This is a genomic window from Pseudomonas sp. 22526 (genome assembly GCF_052044735.1).
In the GTDB taxonomy this organism is placed as follows: Bacteria; Pseudomonadota; Gammaproteobacteria; order Pseudomonadales; family Pseudomonadaceae; genus Aquipseudomonas; species Aquipseudomonas piscium.
Genome location: NZ_JBQENK010000015.1, coordinates 38,174 through 56,970 on the forward strand (window position 1 = coordinate 38,174; position 18,797 = coordinate 56,970).

An 18,797-nucleotide genomic window follows, 5' to 3' on the forward strand; every position below is an offset into this window, starting at 1 on the left:
GCCTCTTTGCCTGCCTTGCCATGGACACCATGACCGAGAACGACTATCTGATCGCTTGGGGGCTTTACGCCTTCGCCGCCTTGGGCTGCCTGCTGGTGTGGATGCGCCTGACCCGCTGGATGTGGCGCTGGCTGCGCGAGCCGCTGCGGATACTGGTGGCGGTGCTGCTGTTCAGCCCGACCGTGGTCGACCCGGTCAAGGAGATGTTCGCCCCGGCCGTGGCCATCACCGCCCTGGACATGCTGTTCAAGGTCGGCAACAACGCCTGGCGCGCGGTCTCCGACCTGTTCATGTACGGCGTGATCGCCTTCGGCATCTACCTGGTGTTCGTCCTGATCCGCTGGCCGATCGAACGCGCTTCCAAGGCCCGCAAGGAACAGGCCGAGGCCGCCAAGGCCGCGGCCCGTGCCGAAGAGCCGGACGACCAGCCTTTCGGCGGCGCCGGCGACGATCGTTATGGCCGCCCGCCAGTGCCCAGCAACCCCCAGCGTTCGCGGATCGAGCCGCGTCTGTAACCCGCATTGAAGCGAGAGTCCGAGCATGTGTGAGTTATTGGGCATGAGCGCCAATGTACCGACCGATATCGTGTTCAGCTTTACCGGGCTGATGCAGCGCGGCGGGCGTACCGGCCCGCATCGCGACGGCTGGGGCATCGCGTTCTACGAGGGCCGTGGCCTGCGCCTGTTCCAGGACCCGGCGGCGAGCAGCGAGTCGGAAGTGGCCAACCTGGTGCAGCGCTACCCGATCAAGAGCGAAGTGGTGATCGGCCACATTCGCCAGGCCAACGTCGGCAAGGTCTGCCTGTCCAATACCCATCCGTTCGTGCGCGAGCTGTGGGGGCGCAACTGGTGTTTCGCCCACAACGGCCAGCTGGCGAACTTCCAGCCGGCCATCAGCTTCTATCGTCCGGTGGGCGATACCGACAGCGAAGCGGCCTTCTGCGATCTGCTCAACCGGGTGCGCGCAGCCTTTCCCGAGCCGGTGGAAGTCGAGGAGCTGCTGCCGTCGCTGGTGGCCGCCTGCGCCGAATATCGCAGCAAGGGCGTGTTCAACTGCCTGCTCAGCGACGGCGACTGGCTGTTCTGCTACTGCTCGACCAAGCTGGCGCAGATCACCCGCCGCGCGCCCTTTGGCCCGGCTCGCCTGAAGGACGTCGATGTGATCGTCGACTTCCAGGCGGAAACCACGCCCAACGACGTGGTGACGGTGATCGCCACCGAACCCCTGACCGAAAACGAAACCTGGACTCGCTACGAGCCGGGCCAATGGAGCCTGTGGCGGCGCGGTGAATGCGTGCTGCACGGCCAGACCGAATAAGGACATCCCCTATGTTGCTCAGTTATCTGCGGCTGGTGTTGTTTGCGGCGGGCCTGTTGGTCGGCGTCCAGGTGCCGGGTTTCATCAGCGATTACGCCAAGCGCGTCGAGGCTCACCTGATCGAGGCCCAGGTCGGCCTTCAAGGGTTCCAGGGCACCGCCAACCAGTTCTTCAAGGGCGATCTGCAGGCGCTGGTCGCCCACTATCGGGCCAGTGACGATCCGGTGTTCCGCAGCGACGCCGACAGCCTGGGCAACCTGCTCGTTCGCCAGCGTGCCTTGGACAAGCAGTTCCAGGCCATGCAGGGCCCCTGGTACATCCGCCTGCTGCAAGTGGTGCTGGCCGCCGACCCGGATATCCGCAAGGAAACCTGGAACGGCTACAGCTACCAGATCCTGCTGACCCCGGAGGCGATGATCTGGGCCATGAGCGGCGCCTTGCTGCTGTCGTTCGGCCTGGAATGCCTGTATCGCCTGATCGACTGGGTGGTGCTCGGCGGCAAGCGCCTGCGCCAGAGCCGGCCGATCGAAGAGCGTGACTTGAAGGGGTTGTGACCGTAGCCGCTGCCGCAGGCTGCGATCGACGGCGTAGCCGTCGTAAACCAGCCGACGCGTTTTTCCAGGCAGATCGCGGATGCAGGTTGTGCGGCAACTGCGTTGCCGTTCGCAGCCTCGCAGGCTCGGCAGCGGCTACACGGACGCCGCGATCCCTGTAGCCGCTGCCGCAGGCTGCGATCGACGGCGTAGCCGTCGTAAACCAGACGACGCGTTTTTCCAGGCTGATCGCGGATGCAGGTTGTGCGGCAACTGCGTTGCCGTTCGCAGCCTCGCAGGCTCGGCAGCGGCTACACGGACGCCGCGATCCCTGTAGCTGCTGCCGCAGGCTGCGATCGACGGCGTAGCCGTCGTAAACCAGACGACGCATTTTTCCAGGCAGATCGCGGATGCAGGTTTTGCGGCAACTGCGTTGCCGTTCGCAGCCTCGCAGGCTCGGCAGCGGCTACAAAGACCTTCGCGGTGAATCAGCTCGCCAGCACGATATAGTCCGGCCCCACCTTGCGCGCATAACACTCCAGTACCTGCTGACACAGCACCACCACCTCTTCCACCAGCTCGACACCCACCCGCCATGACACCACCACCTGCAGGTTCGGCGGGCGCTGGTCGATGGTCAGCAGGGTCAGTTCGCCGCGCGCCAGTTCTTCGCTGACCAGCACCGGCGGCAAGGCGCCGATGCCGAAACCGTCGCGCAACAGGCGAGTGATGGCCGACACCGAGTTCACGCAGTTGAGCCGTGGCGCGCTCACGCCGTTGGCCTGCATCAGGCTCAGCACTTCCTGGTGCGGCAGGGAGTTCTTCGAGTAGGTGATGATGCGTTCCCGCGCCAGCTCGGCCAGGTTGGCGTACTCGCGGTTGTAGATCGAATTGCTGGCGACTATCCAGCCCATCGGGTGGCTGGCCAGCTCCAGGCTGCGAATGGATTCCTGGCGCAGCAGGTCGGTTTGCAGCACCAGGTCGAGAAAGCCTTTCTGCAACTGGTCGCAGAGGTTCAGCGAGGTGTCGGCCACCAGCTCGATTTCCACCTGGGGATAGCTGTCCATCATCCGTGCCACCAGGGGGCTGAGCCAGGTGTGGATCACGGTGTCCATGACGCCGATGCGAATCCGCCCGACCTTGCTCGAACGGGTCTCGATCGACTGCTTGAGCGCCTGCATGGTGTCCATCATCTGCTCGGCATAGTCGAGCACCTTGAGGCCTTCCGGGGTCAGGGTCACGCCGCGGGAATCGCGCAGGAACAACTTCACCCCGAGTTCGCCCTCGAGCACGGCGATGCGGCTGGAGATCGACGCCTGGGTGGTGAAGAGTTTGTCGGCGGTCAGGCGAAAGCTTTTCAGGCGCGCCACCCAGACGAAGGTTTCGAGAAACTTGAGGTTCATGCGATCAACTTTTCTTATGTCTGGAGGCGGTTTTTATTAGTTGGACGGGGCAGGGCGCGGGCGCCAAGAATCGCTGCGTCTCACGATATGCGTCGTCGGGGCCCAGAACAATACCAATAAGACCAAGGTGGAGATTTGCCATGAGTGCTCCCGACACGCTCGCCGCCAGCAAGGCCAAAGGCCGCGCCGGCCCTTTCGACTGGTACCGCGACATCAACCAGCAGGAACGCCGCACGTTCTGGAGCTGTAAGGCCGGTTACGGCCTGGATGGCATGGACACCCAGATGCTCAGCTTCGTCATCCCGACCCTGATTGCCCTGTGGGGCATCAGCTCCGCCGAGGCCGGGCTGATCCACACCAGCACCTTGCTGGCCTCCGCCCTGGGCGGCTGGATCGCCGGCATCCTGTCCGATCGCATCGGCCGGGTGCGCACCCTGCAACTCACCGTGCTCTGGTTCGCCTTCTTCACCTTCCTCTGTGGCCTGGCGCAGAACTACGAGCAACTGCTGATCGCCCGGACCCTGATGGGCTTCGGTTTCGGCGGCGAGTGGACCGCTGGCGCGGTGCTGATCGGCGAAGTGATCCGCGCGGAAAACCGCGGCAAGGCGGTGGGCATGGTGCAGTCCGGCTGGGCCTTGGGCTGGGGCATCACGGCACTGCTGTATGCGCTGATGTATTCCCTGATGCCGCCGGAGGACGCTTGGCGCGCCTTGTTCCTGTTGGGCATCCTGCCGGCGATCTTCGTGATTTTCGTCCGCCGCCTGGTCAAGGACCCGGAGGTCTACCGGGAAACCCGGGCCCGGGAAGTGCCTGACAACCCCTCGCGCTTCTACGAGATTTTCGCCCCCGGAATTCTCAGCACCACCCTGCGTGCATCGCTGCTCGCGGCCGGCGCCCAGGGCGGCTACTACGCCATCACGTTCTGGCTGCCGACCTTTCTCAAGACCGAGCGGGGCTTGAGCGTGCTGAGCACCGGCGGCTACCTGGCCATGGTGATCTTCGGCTCCTATGTGGGCTATGTGATCAGCGCCTATCTGACCGATATTCTCGGGCGCAAGAAGAACTTCGTCCTGTTCGCCGCCGGCTCCTTCACCATCGTCCTGCTGTACACGCAAATGCCGGTGAGCAACGCGGTGATGCTGTGGCTGGGCTTCCCCCTGGGCTTCTTCGCCTCGGGGATCTTCAGCGGCATGGGCGCCTTCCTGACCGAGCTGTTCCCCACGCGGATCCGCGGTTCGGGCCAGGGCTTCTGCTACAACAGCGGCCGGGCCCTGGCGGCCCTGTTCCCGCTGCTGATCGGCCTGCTCAGCCAGCACATCCCACTGGGCGCGGCCATCGGCACCTTCGCCGCGGTGTCCTACGGCATCGTGGTCCTGGCCGCCCTGAGCCTGCCGGAAACCCGTGGCAAGCAACTCGAAGCCCGCTAACTGATAATCTGTGGGCATCCCACCGGATCCCCACAGCCAAAACGACAAACGCTACAGGAGCACCGACCGTGAGCCGCCTGTTATTGAATTGCGACATCGGCGAAAGCTTTGGCAACTGGACCATGGGCCTGGATGCCGAGGTGATGCCGTTCATCGATTGCGCCAACATCGCCTGCGGTTTCCACGCCGGCGACCCGAGCATCATGCGCAAAACCGTCAGCCTGGCCCTGGCCAATGGCGTGCGCATCGGCGCGCATCCGGCGTACCAGGACCTGGCCGGTTTCGGCCGCCGCTCCATGGCCTACGGCGCCCAGGAACTGCAGGACCTGCTGCACTACCAGATCGGCGCCCTCGACGGCATCTGCCGGGCCCAGGGCAGCCGGGTGAGCTACGTCAAACCCCATGGCGCCATGTACAACGACATGATGGCCAACCCGGCGCAGCTGCGCGCGGTGATCCAGGCGGTGGCCGCCTACGACCGGCAGCTGCCGCTGATGCTGATGGCCACCCGTGACAACAGCGCGGCCCAGGCCCTGGGCGACGAGTTCGGCGTGACCCTGTGGTTCGAAGCCTTCGCCGACCGCGCCTACGACAGCGCCGGTCATCTGGTTTCGCGACAACTGCCGGGGGCCGTGCATCACGACCCGGAAAAAATCATTGCCCAGGCCCTGACCATCGCCCGTGGCGACGTGTTGCAGGCCAGCGATGGCAGCGCCCTGCACCTGCAGGCCAATACCCTGTGTGTGCACGGTGACAACGCCAGTTCGGTGGCCGCCGTGCAGCGTATCCGAGAGGCCTTGAACCAGCAGTTCCCGGCATGAAGCCGCGGGTGGAAGTGGTGGCCATCGACTGCCTGATGGTGCGCTTGTTCGACGCGATCGCCGAGGCCAACATGCCGTGGATGCTCGCTGCCAGCGAGCGCCTGCGGGCGGCCTTCGGCGGGCAGTTGATCGACCTGGTGCCGTCCTACACCACGCTGATGGTGCACTACGACCTGCGGGCCCTGAGCCCGTCCCAGGCCCGGGAACTGATCGATATGGCGCTGACCGAGCTGACTCCGGACTCGCGCACCGGCGGCCAGCGCCATGTGCTGCCGGTCTGGTACGACCTCAGCGTCGGCCCGGAGCTGAGCCTGTTGTCGCGGCGCAGCGGCCTGACGGTGAACGAGGTGATCCGTTGCCACAGCGAGCGCGAGTACCAGGTGTTCGCCCTCGGCTTCGCCCCGGGTTTCGCCTTTATGGGGCTGGTGGACGAAGTGCTGGCCGCGCCGCGCCTGGATACGCCGCGCAAACGCGTGGCGGCCGGTAGCGTCGGTATTGCCGAGCGGCAGACCGCGGCTTATCCGGTGGTGTCGCCGGGGGGCTGGAACCTGATCGGGCGTACGCCGAGCCGCCTGTTCGATCGCGAGCGCGACGGCTACAGCCTGATGCAACCGGGCGACAGCGTGCGTTTTGCCGCGGTGGACCACGCCGAGTTCATCCGCCTCGGCGGCGACGACACGCCATTGGAGGTGCCGGCATGAGCCGCCTGACGATCGAAGCCAGCACGCCTTTGTGCCTGTTGCAGGACGCCGGTCGCTTTGGCGTGCGGCACCTGGGCGTGACCCAGGGCGGTGCGCTGGACTGGGTGTCGATGTCCTGGGCCAATTGGCTGCTGGGCAATGCCCTGGATGCGCCGGTGATCGAGATCACCCTGGGCGGTTTCAGCGTGGTCGCCGAGGAGCTGTGCCTGCTGGCGCTGGCGGGCGCCGACCTGGGGGCCTGTATCGACGAGCGTCCGCTCAGCCCGGGGCGCAGCTTTATCCTGCAAAAAGGCCAGCGGCTGCGTTTCACCCAGCCGTACCTGGGGGCGCGGGCCTATCTGGCGGCGCCCGGTGGCTTCAACGCACCGAAGGTGTTGGGCAGTTGCGCCAGTGTGGTCCGCGAGGAACTGGGCGGGCTCGACGGTTTCGGCCGGCCGCTGGCCGAAGGCGCGCGGCTGGAGTATTCCGGGGCAGGGATGAACCTCAGGGAACTGTCGGGCAAGCAACTGCCGGACCTGCAATCGAAGGCGCCGCTGGAGGTGATTCTCGGGGCGCAGATCGGCCAGTTCAGCGGGCAGAGCCTGTTCGATGCCTTCAACAGCGCTTGGACCCTGGACAGCCGCGCCGACCGCATGGGCATGCGCCTGCTGGGGCCGCAATTGCGCTATCAAGGGGCGCCGATGATCTCCGAGGGCATTCCCCTGGGCGCGATCCAGGTGCCGCCGGACGGCCAGCCGATCGTGCTGCTCAACGACCGGCAGACCATCGGTGGGTATCCGCGGCTGGGAGCCTTGACGCCCCTGGCGCTGGCGCGGCTGGCGCAATGCCTGCCGGGCAGCGAGATACGCCTGACGCCGGTGGTGCAGGAGACGGCGTATCGGCAGCAGATCGAGTTTTTGCAGCGGTTCGTGTAGGGCAGAAAAAGCATCGCGGGNTTCGCGAGATGGGCGAACAACCTGAGTCTGTAGGAGCGAGGCTTGCCCGCGATAGCGTCAGATCGGCCAGCGCCCATCATTTGGAGAGAAACCGCATCCCCTCTTCCAGCCCACGCAAGGTCAGCGGGTACATCTGGTCTTCGATCAGCTCGCGCACGATGTTGGTCGAGGCGGTGTAGCCCCAGGTGTCTTTCGGGTAGGGGTTGATCCAGATGAGCTTCTTGTACTTTTCCATGAAGCGCTGCATCCACACATAACCGGCTTCTTCGTTCCAGTGCTCGACGCTGCCGCCGGCCTGGGTGATTTCGTAAGGCGCCATGGCGGCGTCGCCGACGAAGATCACTTTGTAGTCGGCACCGTACTTGTGCAGCACGTCCTGGGTCGAGGTGCGTTCCGAGCCGCGGCGCAGGTTGTTCTTCCACACCGACTCATAGATGAAGTTGTGGAAGTAGTAGTACTCCAGGTGCTTGAACTCGGTCTTGCAGGCCGAGAACAGCTCCTCGCAGATCTTCACGTGGGCATCCATCGAGCCGCCGATATCGAACAGCAACAGCAGCTTGATGCTGTTGCGCCGTTCCGGGCGCATCTGGATGTTCAGCAGGCCGGCGTCGCGGGCGGTGTGGTCGATGGTGCCATCGATGTCCAGCTCGTCCGCCGCGCCCTGGCGGGCGAACTTGCGCAGGCGGCGCAGGGCCACCTTGATGTTGCGCGTGCCCAGTTCCACCGAGTCGTCGAGGTTCTTGTACTCGCGCTGGTCCCAGACCTTGACCGCCTTGCCCTGGCGCTTGCCGGCGTCGCCGACGCGGATGCCTTCCGGGTTGAAGCCGCCGGAGCCGAAGGGGCTGGTGCCACCGGTGCCGATCCACTTGTTGCCGCCGGCGTGGCGTTCCTTCTGTTCTTCCAGGCGTTTCTTGAACTCTTCGATCAGCTTGTCCAGGCCGCCGAGGGACTGGATCTGCGCCCGTTCCTCATCGGTCAGCGAGCGTTCGAACTCCTTGCGCAGCCAATCCTCGGGGATCAGCGCCTGCAGGTGGTCGTCGAGTTTTTCCAGGCCGTTGAAGTAGGCGCCGAAGGCGCGGTCGAACTTGTCGAAGTGCCGCTCGTCCTTCACCAGGATCGCCCGGGACAGGTAATAGAACTCGTCCATGTCGGCGAAGGTCACGCGCTGCTTGAGCGCGTTGATCAGGTCGAGCAGCTCGCGCACCGACACCGGAACCTTGGCGGCGCGCATTTCATTGAACAGGTTGAGCAGCATGACAATGCCCTCTCAGCGGGTGCCGCGACGGCTCATGAACGCCAGACGTTCCAACAACTGCACATCTTGCTCGTTCTTCACCAGGGCACCGGCCAACGGCGGGATGGCCTTGGTCGGATCGCGTTCGCGCAGCACCGCTTCGCCGATGTTGTCGGCCATCAGCAGCTTGAGCCAGTCCACCAGCTCGGAGGTCGAAGGCTTCTTCTTCAGGCCCGGCACTTTGCGCACGTCGAAGAACACGTCCAGCGCTTCGCTGACCAGGTCCTTCTTGATGTCCGGGTAGTGCACGTCGACGATCTTCTGCAGGGTGGTGCGGTCGGGGAAGGCGATGTAATGGAAGAAGCAGCGGCGCAGGAAGGCGTCCGGCAGCTCTTTCTCGTTGTTGGAGGTAATGATGATGATCGGGCGCTGCTTGGCCTTGATGGTCTCGTCGATTTCGTAGACGTAGAACTCCATCTTGTCGAGTTCCTGCAACAGGTCGTTGGGGAACTCGATGTCGGCCTTGTCGATTTCGTCGATCAGCAGGATCACCCGCTCCTCGGATTCGAAGGCCTCCCACAGCTTGCCCTTTTTCAGGTAGTTGCGGATGTCATGCACCTTGTCCACGCCCAGTTGCGAATCGCGCAGGCGGCTCACCGCGTCGTACTCGTACAGGCCCTGGTGGGCCTTGGTGGTGGACTTGATGTGCCAGGTGATCAGCTTGGCACCGAAGGACTCGGCCAGTTGCTCGGCGAGCATGGTCTTGCCGGTGCCCGGTTCGCCCTTGACCAGCAGCGGCCGCTCCAGGGTGATGGCGGCATTGACTGCCAGCTTCAGGTCATCGGTGGCGACGTACGCGCTGGTGCCTTCGAACTTCATCTGCAATTCCTCGAACGGTAACGCCGACGTGCATCGAGCAGGTCGGAAGAATAAAACACGATGGCCGACTATAGCGCGCCGCCCGGTCGACTGTGAACGCAGACGCCCCATTCAGTCTCTGAATGGGGCGTCACATGGTGACTCAGTCAGCGGATGGCTTGGGGCGCTCATACTGGGCGTTGAAGGCTTCGATGAAACCGTTACGCAAAATCTGCAAAAAAGCCTGGAATGCGCTGACATCACGCTGATGTACGCTGCCTTTGAGTTCGACCCGGGTGGCGAACTGGTTTTTCCCCTGGTTTTTCAGAACGGTTTCGCTGCCCCCCACCAGGGCTTCCCAGATCGAGCGGAAGATCCCCTTGTCCTTGTTCTCGACATCCTGCTGCCAGTTGAACACATCGACATCGCGCAGCAGCGGCTTGATGTAGCCGGTGAGCTGGCCCTTCTTGGCCTCGGCTTCGATCACCAGGTCGCCGTGGCCGGCGTTGAAGTCGAATTTGCCATAGGCGGCGGCGAAGTCGTTCAAGCGCTTGAGTTCGATATCCTGCACGCGCAGGCGGAACGCGAAGTCCTGGAAGTCGCTCAGCGGGTCGAAGGTGGCGTTGGTTTCCAGGGGCGCATGGCCCGCCAGCAGGGCCTTGCCTTCGAGGCGGGCGTCGCGTTTGCCCTGGGTATCGACCACGTTGGTCAGGTTGTAGGCGCTGGCGTTGACCTGGGTGGCGCTGATGTTCACCGGCGGTTTGGAATTGAAGTTGCGGAAGCTGATCTTGCCGTCGCTGACCTGTACTTCGTTGAGGGTGATGGGCAGCAGTTTGTTCAGCTGGACCCGCCAGTCGGTGCCTTCGCCGGTTTGCGAGTTCTGTTTGTTGGCGCCGCCGTCGACGAAGTTGACCTGCGGCCCGACGAACTGCACCTCGGCCACCACTGCGTGGTCGTACCACAGGGAATGCCAGCTCACCGACAGATCGACCAGCGGTGCATTGACGAAGGGTACTGGCACCTTGCCGTCGACCTTGACGATCTTCAGGCCGTTGATCCGGTAGGCACCGCGCCACAGGGCCAGGTCGACGTCGGTGATCTGGCCGCGGTAGTCGCCCATGTTGGCCAGCCGGTCATTGAGGTAATCACGCACCAGATAGGGCAGGGCGATGTGCAGGGCGGCCAGCAGCACCAGCACCCCGGCGAGGGTCCACAGGGGCCAACTGTAGCGACGTTTCATGGGCATGAATCTCCAGCCGTATGCCTTATAGCGATTGACTCCCCGGCAGCGCAGTCGTTCGTCCCGACTGGACGCTCATGGGTGCGAGGCATACCCTTGGAGACTTCCTTTCACGCTGTACAAGGACCCAGCCATGAGCCGCATTTTCGTCGACAACGCCCATTCCATTGGCAATACGCCGCTGGTGCAGATCAACCGCATCGCGCCCCGCGGCGTCACCATCCTGGCCAAGATCGAAGGGCGCAACCCGGGTTATTCGGTGAAGTGCCGGATCGGCGCGAACATGATCTGGGACGCGGAAAGCAGCGGCAAACTCAAGCCGGGCATGAGCATCATCGAGCCGACCTCGGGCAACACCGGCATCGGCCTGGCGTTCGTCGCTGCGGCCCGTGGTTACAAGCTGGTCCTGACCATGCCGGCATCGATGAGCATCGAGCGGCGCAAGGTGCTCAAGGCCCTGGGGGCCGAGCTGGTGCTGACCGAGCCGGCCAAGGGCATGAAAGGGGCGATCGAGAAGGCTGCGGAAATTCTTGCCAGCGACCCTGAAAAATATTTCATGCCGCAGCAGTTCGATAACCCGGCCAACCCGGCGATCCACGAGAAAACCACTGGCCCGGAAATCTGGAATGACACCGATGGCGCCGTGGACGTGCTGGTGGCCGGCGTCGGCACCGGCGGCACCATCACCGGGGTTTCCCGCTACATCAAGAAAACCCAGGGCAAACCTATCCTGTCGGTGGCGGTGGAACCGAGCGTCTCGCCGGTGATCACCCAGAAACTGGCCGGCGAGGAGATCAAGCCCAGCCCGCACAAGATCCAGGGCATCGGTGCCGGTTTTGTGCCGAGCAACCTCGACCTGTCGATGGTCGACCGGGTCGAGCTGGTGAGCGACGAGGAGTCCAAGGCCATGGCCCTGCGCCTGATGCAGGAGGAGGGGATTCTGTGTGGCATCTCCTGCGGCGCGGCGATGGCGGTGGCGGTGCGCCTGGCGGAAACCCCCGAGATGCAGGGCAAGACCATAGTGGTGGTGCTGCCGGATTCGGGTGAGCGTTATCTGTCGAGCATGCTGTTCAGCGACCTGTTCACCGAGCAGGAGAACCAGCAGTAAGACCCAGGGAAAGGGGATCGCCGGAGCCGGCTTGCCGGCGATCGAAGGTGCGGCGGCTGTTGCGTGCAGGGCACGGTGAAATTGTGCTGACATGCATCAGCTGGCGTTCAGGTGACTTATGTTAATTAGCGTTTTGTTGCACGACTGTTAACACTGTTTGTCGGTTTGTGCGGGTTTTTCCAGGGGCCAGGAGTGTTTATGATGGCCGGCTGCCATGCCGGATGAATGCTGCCCCGCTGGTAATTTTTTCAAGGAGATATTGCATGAGCCTTTCGTTTGCCGCCAAGTCCGCGGTGTTGCTGCTATTCATCGGCAGCACTCTCTACGTGCATTTACGCGGCAAGGCTCGACTGCCGGTGCTGCGTCAGTTCGTCAACCATTCGGCGCTGTTCGCTCCTTATAACGCCTTGATGTACCTGTTTTCCGGCGTGCCTTCCAAGCCTTACCTGGACCGCAGCAAGTTCCCCGAGCTGGATGTGCTCAAGGACAACTGGGAAGTGATCCGCGACGAAGCCATGCACCTGTTCGACGAGGGTTACATCCGCGCCGCCGAGAAGAACAACGACGCCGGTTTCGGTTCGTTCTTCAAGAAGGGCTGGAAGCGTTTCTACCTCAAGTGGTACGACAAACCCCTACCATCGGCCGAGTTGCTGTGCCCGAAGACCGTTGAACTGGTCAGCCGCATTCCCAACGTCAAGGGCGCGATGTTCGCCCTGCTGCCCGGTGGCAGCCACCTGAACCCGCACCGCGATCCGTTCGCCGGTTCCCTGCGTTATCACCTGGGCCTGTCCACGCCGAACTCCGACGATTGCCGGATTTTCGTCGACGGCCAGGTCTACGCCTGGCGCGATGGCGAAGACGTGATGTTCGACGAGACCTACGTGCACTGGGTGAAAAACGAAACCGACAAGACCCGGGTCATCCTGTTCTGTGACATCGAGCGTCCGCTGAGCAACTCGCTGATGACCCGCGTCAACCGCTGGATCAGCGGTTGGCTGGGGCGTGCCACCGCGCCGCAGAACCTCGACGACGAGCGCGTCGGCGGGATCAACCAGGCCTATGCCTGGAGCAAGCGTTTCAGCGACCGGATCAGCGGCGTGGTCAAGCAATGGAAGCGCCGCAATCCGAAGCTCTACCGCGTCATGCGCCCGGTGCTGGCGGTGGTGGTCCTGACCGCCCTGGGTTACTGGCTGTTCGGCTAAGCCGTTGCAATGAATATCGGGCGCTGGTTATAGTCGGCGCCCGGTGTATCAGAAGATTCACCTTCCTCTTCAGAAAGATCAGCACATGCCTCATTCCCTCATCAACGCGGTAGTCGATTCAGCGGTCAACGCTGGCGTCGTGCCGTGCGGGAACCAGCAGCCTGTGCAGATCAGTCATTACCCCCCACCTGTCAGTAGCACGCCGGTGTGCGCCGTCGTATCACCGCCGGGCGTTGTCGCACGGGGCTGATCAGCAACCTCTGCTGTTGCCCGTGCCCGCCAGAAAAAACTACTGAATTTCAGCCTCGGCTGAGTTGGCTATTTGCCTGATTACAGGTGGTATTCATGTTGCTCATGACAAAAAAGTCCGCGCTTGCGGCGGCTTCCACGAGCCTGTTCGTCCTGCTCTGGAGCAGTGGCGCGATCTTCTCCAAATGGGGCCTGGCCCATGCCTCGCCCTTTGCCTTCCTGTTGTTCCGCTTCGCCATCGCCCTGTGCGGGCTGCTGCTGTTGATTCCCTTGCTCAAGCTGCGGTTGCCCCGCGGGCGCAAGCCGATGCTGTACGCGGTGGCCACCGGGCTGGTGTTGCTGGGGGCCTACCAGATCTTCTACCTGCTGGCCCTGGACCTGAAGGTCACCCCCGGGGTGATGGCCACCATCATGGGGGTGCAACCCATCCTCACCGTGGTGATCATGGAGCGTCAGCGTTCCTGGAGCCGGATGTTCGGCCTGGCGCTGGGCCTGGCCGGGTTGATCATGGTGGTCTATCAGGGCATCGGCCTGGCCGGCATGTCGCTGGCCGGGATGCTCTTCGGCCTGCTGGCCCTGGTCAGCATGACCCTGGGTTCGATCATGCAGAAGCGCATCAGCGACAACCCGCTGGGTACCCTGCCGGTGCAATACCTGGCCGGGCTGTTGTTGTGCGCGCTGTTCGTGCCGTTCCAGCCGTTTCGTTTCGAACACGGCGTCGGCTTTATCGTCCCGGCGCTGTGGATGGGGCTGGTGGTCTCGGTGCTGGCGACCTTGCTGCTGTACCGGCTGATCGCTCGCGGCAATCTGGTGAATGTCACCAGCCTGTTCTACCTGGTGCCGGCGGTGACGGCCGTGATGGACTACCTGTTCTTCGGTAACCGGCTGGCGCTGCTGAGCGTGCTCGGCATGCTGTTGATCATCGTCGGGCTGGTGTTCGTGTTCCGCAAAAACAGCTGATTGATGGGTGTTGGGCGCAGCTTTCGGCTTGAGCGAGGGCTGCGCTTTTTTTTGCCTGGGGCGGACCCTTCAGATTGGCTGGGACTGGCCGATAATAGTGATGGCTCATGGCCACTAAAATGCATTCGCTTTTACCCTATTTATTGCGTCTTTGGGAATAGGAAAAACCTTAAAAATTAAAGATTGCTTCTACACTGACGACATACTCTTCAGGCCCAATGGAGAAAGTCAGAATGAGTACCAAGCTGGTTTTGGCAGGTGTCGGCATGTTTCTAGGCTTGAGTGGAATCTGTTCCGCAGCCCCTCAAAGCATTCAGGGAACGATCTATTTTCACGGCAGCATCGTCGAGGAGCCTTGCACGCCAAGCTCGACTGCCCATGGCGGGGCCGTATTGAGCCTGCGCCAGTGCCCGCAACTGTCGCGGGGCAACGACATCCGGGTGCAGGGTGTCGGTCCGTCGAGCACGGTGACGGCCGTCGGCCAGTCGCCGGTCAACGTCAAGCTGGTGACGGACAGTGGCAAGGAAGGGCGCTACTACGATCAGCAATATGCGCTGGTCGATGGAGCGGGCAAACCGGTGAACTCGGGGACCTACCTGATTACCCTGACGTCGCCATGACCCAGGTATAGGCCAATGCCCGGCGCCAGAGCGCCGGGTATTGAATGGCAGTCACGGATGCATCCGTTGCTGCTGGAGGCATGCCCTGGCCAAGGGCAAAAAAAAGACCGGCAAGTGCACCTTGCCGGTCAATCCACAACACGCAGCAGCGGGGCCGCCGCTACGTGATCAGGGTGGGGTCAGAAGCGGTAGCTGGCGTTCAGGCGCAGGCCGTGTTCGCTGGCACCGTTGCCCAGTTGCCCGCTGTAGGCAGCGCCCAGGCTCAGCTCGGGAGTCACCCGGGTTTCCACCCCAGCTTCGACGACCGCGCTATTGCGCGAGTAAGCCGCGCCTTCGGTGCGGAACGCATCGCTGCCGTCGAAACGGTAGGTGTTGGACGGCGTGTTGCTGCCCAGGGCGTGTTTCCAGCCGGCGCTACCGAACACAGTGAGCAGCTTGCCATTCTCCAGCTGCTTGTCGGCGCTGGCGCGCAGGCCCAGGGTGGAGAATGTCTGCTCGTCCGACGCGTGCTTGGCGCGCAGGGCCGCCGGGCCGCCGCGCTCCTTGAAGCCTTCGCTCTTGACCTGCACATAGGCCAGGTTGGCGAAAGGTTCCAGCTGTACCGAAGGGCTGAGGTCGAAGCGCCGGCCCAGTTCGCCGAAGGCTTGCAGGGTATTGGCGTCATGCTTGGACTTCAGGTGGTCGCTGTAGCCGGCGAAGTTCACCGAACGCTTGGCGTCGATCCGGCTCCAGGTGTAGGCCATGCCGCCACGCAGGTCGAAGCCGCCGACCTGTGCCCCGCCATAGACACCCAGGTGGATATTGTCGTTGTCGCTCGACGAGTCGCGTGACGAACTCTTGAGCTCGGTACGGCTGTAGCCGGTCAGCGCGCCGATATGGCCGCTGTCACCGACCGCGGTATCGACACCGGTGAGCAAGCCCTTGGTGTCGCTGCGCAGGGTGGCGGTATTGCTGTCGCCCTTGACCTCGCCCCAGTTGCCCAGCGTGGTGATCCACGGCGTCAGGCCGGAGTGCGCGTCGCTCGCGGTGTCACGGGCCTGGGCGACAGTCGCCGAGCGCAGGCGGCTGTTCGCCGCGTCGCGCACCAGGCGGCTGTCCTGGATCAGCGCCGAACGGCTGGAGTTGTGGAACTCGCCGGACAGTTGATCGAAGGCGTCGCGTGCCTGGTGGTCATCGGGCAGATAGGCGATGGCCTCGAACAGTTTGTTGTGCACCGGTGGCGTCAGCGCCGGCACGGCGGAACCTTTCAGGCTTTGTGCCGCGGTGGCAGTGGCCCGCTGGTTACGGGTGAGGGCGGCTTCCTGGAACAGGCGCGTCTGCTGCACATCCAGGTAGGCGTTGTGGCTGTCGTAGTTGTCCACCAGGTCATAGAAGGTCGATACCCAGGTATCGCCCGTCAACTGGTAACGACCGCTCAGGCCCTGCTGGGTGGCGAGCGCCAGGTAGCGACGGTCCAGCTCGTAGCGTGTGCTGTCGAGTTTGTCGGCGTTGATGATGCTGCCGTCTTCGAGTCGCGCCGCGCCGTTCACCAGCAGCCGGTCGTTGGCCCCGGTGCTCAGCAGTTCGGCATGGAAAGTCGAACCGCTGCGCTGGTCGAGATCGCCGGTCAGGCTCAGGGTGCCGATGGAGTTACCAGGGGCGATGGTCGCGCCTTTGTGCAGGGTGACGTTGCCGACCTGGCCGTTGCCGGCCAGGGTTGCGCCGTCATGCACCTCGGTCGAGCCGCCGAGCTTGCCGTTGACGGCGAGGATGCCCGAATCGACATGACTGCGGCCGTGGAAAGCGGAACTGTCGCCGCTCAGCTCGGTGCGCCCGGCGCCGCGCTTATAGAGGGTACCGGTACCGGAGAGGGCGCCGCCGAAGCGGTAGTCGTTGGCACGGTTGAACACCAGGCTGCCGGGTGCGTCGATCTGCACGTCGCCGAGGATCGAGCCGCTGTTGCCGCCGTTCGCGCCGGCACCCAGTTGCAGGGTGCCGTTGCTGACCAGCGTGCCGCCCTTGTAGGTGTTTTCGCCGCTGAGCAGGGTCGTGCCTGTGCCGCGCTGCTCGACCGAGCCGCTGCCGTGGATGACGTGGTCGTACTGGTACTGGTTGTTGCGATCGAACACCACCTGGCCATCGTTGCCGATATCGCTGAGCACTTCGCCTTGGCTGCCGTTGAAGGCACCGATGTGCAGGCTGGCGTTCTGGTCGACCTGCACTTGCCCGGCCATGCGGTTGTTCAGCAGCAGTTCGCCGCCCTTGACGTTCAACTGACCGGTGAAGCCGCTGGAGTCACCGTTGAACAGGGTCTGCCCGGCGATGTGATTGATGCGGCCCTGACCTTCGAAACCGGCATCGAACTGGTAATTGCGGTCGCTGTGGTTGAACTGGACCAGGCCCTGGCCTTCGCCGAAGACCACGCGTTTGGCTTCCAGCCGGCCCGCGCCCTTGGCGTCGGCGGCCTTGTCGCTGGTGGCTCCCACATAAAGTGCCGCGTTGGAGCTGCTGTCGGCGGCGATCCGCAAGGTGCCACCGCCGACTTTGGCCGCGCCCTGGTTGGCGAGTGCCAGGCTGGCGTTGCCGCCCTGGCCCAGGGTCATGTCGCCGAGGGTTTCCCAGAGGCTGCCCGCGCCATCGAGGCTGGCGCTGCCACTGGCGCCCTGCTTGGCACCGATGATGCCGTCCTGACTCTCCACCTGACCGCCGTTCTTGATCTCCAGGGTGCCGTTGCCGGCGCCGCCGACGATCAGGGTCTTGTCGGTGGACAGGGTGCCGTTGTCGAGGCTGACCGTACCGCTTGAGCCTTTTTGTGCGCCGAGGACGGTGTTGCCAGCGGTCTGCACCTTGGCACCGTTGGTGAGCGACAGCGAGCCATTGCCGGCCTGGCCCACGATCATATCGCCGAGGGTTTTCCACAGGCTGTCCGCGCCATCGAGGCTGGCGCTGCCATTGGAACCGAGGTCGGCGGCGATGAGGCTGTCCTGGCTGTTGACCTGGCCGCCATTCTTGACCAGCAGGGTGCCATTGCCTGCACCGCCGACCACCAGTCGCTTGTCGCTGGTCAGCGTTGAGCTGCTGTCGACACTGAGGGTGCCGGATGCGCCGCGGTCCACACCGATCAAGGTGTCGCCCTGGGAGCGGGCCTTGGCGCCGCCTTTGAGGTTCAGGTCGGCGGAGCCGCCTTTGCCGACGATCAGGTCGCCGCCGGTGTCCAAGGTCGCGCCGTTGTTGAAGGTGGCCTTGCCCGTGGCGCCTTGTACGGTGCCCAGGGTGAAGCCGTCAGCGACGTTCAGCTTGCCGCTGCCGCCGACATTCAACTGGCCCAGGCCGTTGTTGACGGTGCCGACGTTCAGGCTGCCGACCGTTCGCGCACTGTCCAGTTGCGCGACCTGGTTGTTGCGCCCGGCGAGGGGGCGATCGATGTTGACCTCCTCATTGCTGGCGGGAGCGCCGTTGCTCCAGTTGCCACTGTTTTCCCAGGCGTTGCTGTCGTCGACGCGATAGGGATTGCCGTCCTGGTCATAGGCAATGTGATGGGCGTCTCCGGTCCAGTTGGTGGTGGCGAGTACGGCCGGGGCGAAGGAGCTCAATGCCAGTGCGACGGCGAGCGCGGTGCTGGAGGGGCTGAAACTGTGAGGTGTCATGGTCTTCTTTTCCAAGGCGGTGCCTGTGTGGTCGGAGGGGTGGAAATGGCCTCGAGTGCGCTAGGGATCAGCGGCGCGCGCCGAGGGGTGAAAGCGTTCGATGGCTGCCCGGAAGCGCGAGGCGCTTGTTGGTCGGGAGCGGAGTTTTTGGGCTATGAAGTGCAATAGGGCCGCTGCTGTAACAGTGCGGCCGGAGTGATCTGTTCATAAGTGCTGAATGGCTGATCAAGTTGTCCGGAAAGTTGCGAGAGGGTCGGTAACTTAATAAAGAAGAAGGCGGGAATATACGTGGGGAGAGAGGTCGAGAACTTTTTTGAAACTTTTCAGAAATATCTTTGTGATGGTCGAGAATAATCCTTGTTAGTTATGGTTAGTTCATTGCTATTGGTGGTGGAAGTGTCTGGAGATGGCTTTTTTAGCGAATTCTATTCAAGTTTTATGGGTTTTGGTCGAGGGGCGTAAAAGAGGGTGGTAAAAGTAAAAACGGCGGGGGGAGTGATTTTTTTGTTTCAGGGGGGGAGGTTTTATTGGGAGGGCGTTATTTGTTTTTTGAAGAAGGCGGT

The 18,797-nt window shown here is 63.3% G+C and carries 16 protein-coding genes; 11 read left to right on the forward strand and 5 right to left on the reverse strand.

Features of this window, described 5'->3' with window-relative positions; genetic code table 11:
* Nucleotides 1–20: 20 nt before the first annotated feature.
* Genes ACTJKT_RS21860 through ACTJKT_RS21870 form a run of 3 tightly spaced genes read left to right on the forward strand, consistent with a single transcriptional unit; the run spans nucleotide 21 to nucleotide 1,871 of the window.
* Nucleotides 21–515: an MFS transporter gene (locus ACTJKT_RS21860; RefSeq protein ID WP_307950259.1), complete on the forward strand. Its 495-nt coding sequence runs from the start codon at nucleotides 21–23 to the stop codon at nucleotides 513–515.
* A gap of 25 nt (nucleotides 516–540) precedes the next feature.
* Nucleotides 541–1,317 carry a class II glutamine amidotransferase gene (locus ACTJKT_RS21865; protein WP_440788549.1) on the forward strand — a complete coding sequence of 259 codons (777 nt, stop codon included), beginning with the start codon at nucleotides 541–543 and terminating at the stop codon, nucleotides 1,315–1,317.
* Between the two features lie 11 nt (nucleotides 1,318–1,328).
* Nucleotides 1,329–1,871, forward strand: coding sequence for a DUF2937 family protein (locus tag ACTJKT_RS21870; RefSeq protein WP_440788550.1), 543 nt, complete (start codon nucleotides 1,329–1,331; stop codon nucleotides 1,869–1,871).
* Between the two features lie 467 nt (nucleotides 1,872–2,338).
* On the opposite strand, the gene ACTJKT_RS21875 is transcribed toward ACTJKT_RS21870, so the two are convergent.
* Nucleotides 2,339–3,253: a LysR family transcriptional regulator gene (locus tag ACTJKT_RS21875; protein ID WP_440788551.1), complete on the reverse strand. Its 915-nt coding sequence runs from the start codon at nucleotides 3,251–3,253 to the stop codon at nucleotides 2,339–2,341.
* A 140-nt stretch (nucleotides 3,254–3,393) separates the two neighbouring features.
* On the opposite strand from ACTJKT_RS21875, the gene ACTJKT_RS21880 reads away from it, so the two are divergent.
* The 4 genes from ACTJKT_RS21880 to ACTJKT_RS21895 all read left to right on the forward strand — a co-directional run bounded on the left by ACTJKT_RS21880 (nucleotide 3,394) and on the right by ACTJKT_RS21895 (nucleotide 7,116).
* On the forward strand, nucleotides 3,394–4,680 hold the full coding sequence (locus ACTJKT_RS21880) for an MFS transporter (RefSeq protein ID WP_440788552.1): 1,287 nt from the start codon (nucleotides 3,394–3,396) through the stop codon (nucleotides 4,678–4,680).
* A 68-nt stretch (nucleotides 4,681–4,748) separates the two neighbouring features.
* Complete coding sequence (locus tag ACTJKT_RS21885) at nucleotides 4,749–5,501, forward strand: 5-oxoprolinase subunit PxpA (protein ID WP_440788553.1); 753 nt, start codon at nucleotides 4,749–4,751, stop codon at nucleotides 5,499–5,501.
* Nucleotides 5,498–6,202, forward strand: a complete 705-nt coding sequence (gene pxpB / locus ACTJKT_RS21890) for a 5-oxoprolinase subunit PxpB (RefSeq protein WP_440788554.1) — start codon at nucleotides 5,498–5,500, stop codon at nucleotides 6,200–6,202. The genes ACTJKT_RS21885 and pxpB overlap by 4 nt, the downstream gene beginning before the upstream one ends.
* A complete protein-coding gene (locus ACTJKT_RS21895; RefSeq protein ID WP_440788555.1) occupies nucleotides 6,199–7,116 on the forward strand; it encodes a biotin-dependent carboxyltransferase family protein in 918 nt (305 codons plus the stop codon). Before pxpB ends, ACTJKT_RS21895 begins: the two co-directional genes overlap by 4 nt.
* Nucleotides 7,117–7,213: 97 nt before the next feature.
* Here ACTJKT_RS21895 and ACTJKT_RS21900 read toward each other — a convergent pair whose 3' ends face one another.
* From ACTJKT_RS21900 to ACTJKT_RS21910, 3 genes are all read right to left on the reverse strand, one after another.
* The gene (locus tag ACTJKT_RS21900; RefSeq protein WP_009042629.1) at nucleotides 7,214–8,392 is read right to left on the reverse strand and encodes a vWA domain-containing protein; all 1,179 of its coding nucleotides are present in this window, start codon (nucleotides 8,390–8,392) and stop codon (nucleotides 7,214–7,216) included.
* 12 nt (nucleotides 8,393–8,404) lie between these two features.
* Nucleotides 8,405–9,250, reverse strand: coding sequence for an AAA family ATPase (locus ACTJKT_RS21905; protein WP_016705272.1), 846 nt, complete (start codon nucleotides 9,248–9,250; stop codon nucleotides 8,405–8,407).
* Nucleotides 9,251–9,392: 142 nt separating this feature from the next.
* A complete protein-coding gene (locus ACTJKT_RS21910) occupies nucleotides 9,393–10,469 on the reverse strand; it encodes a DUF748 domain-containing protein (protein ID WP_440788556.1) in 1,077 nt (358 codons plus the stop codon).
* 133 nt (nucleotides 10,470–10,602) lie between these two features.
* Between ACTJKT_RS21910 and cysK the strand changes: the two genes are divergently transcribed.
* The 4 genes from cysK (at nucleotide 10,603) to ACTJKT_RS21930 (ending at nucleotide 14,608) form a co-directional block, all read left to right on the forward strand.
* Complete coding sequence (gene cysK / locus ACTJKT_RS21915; protein WP_440788557.1) at nucleotides 10,603–11,577, forward strand: cysteine synthase A; 975 nt, start codon at nucleotides 10,603–10,605, stop codon at nucleotides 11,575–11,577.
* A gap of 263 nt (nucleotides 11,578–11,840) precedes the next feature.
* Nucleotides 11,841–12,779 carry an aspartyl/asparaginyl beta-hydroxylase domain-containing protein gene (locus ACTJKT_RS21920; protein ID WP_025805076.1) on the forward strand — a complete coding sequence of 313 codons (939 nt, stop codon included), beginning with the start codon at nucleotides 11,841–11,843 and terminating at the stop codon, nucleotides 12,777–12,779.
* A gap of 345 nt (nucleotides 12,780–13,124) precedes the next feature.
* Nucleotides 13,125–13,988: a DMT family transporter gene (locus ACTJKT_RS21925; RefSeq protein ID WP_440788558.1), complete on the forward strand. Its 864-nt coding sequence runs from the start codon at nucleotides 13,125–13,127 to the stop codon at nucleotides 13,986–13,988.
* Nucleotides 13,989–14,221: 233 nt separating this feature from the next.
* A complete protein-coding gene (locus ACTJKT_RS21930) occupies nucleotides 14,222–14,608 on the forward strand; it encodes a type 1 fimbrial protein (protein ID WP_124310558.1) in 387 nt (128 codons plus the stop codon).
* Nucleotides 14,609–14,787: 179 nt separating this feature from the next.
* On the opposite strand, the gene ACTJKT_RS21935 is transcribed toward ACTJKT_RS21930, so the two are convergent.
* Entirely contained in the window at nucleotides 14,788–18,234 is a 3,447-nt protein-coding gene (locus tag ACTJKT_RS21935; RefSeq protein ID WP_440788559.1) for an autotransporter domain-containing protein, read from the reverse strand.
* Nucleotides 18,235–18,797 lie beyond the last annotated feature (563 nt).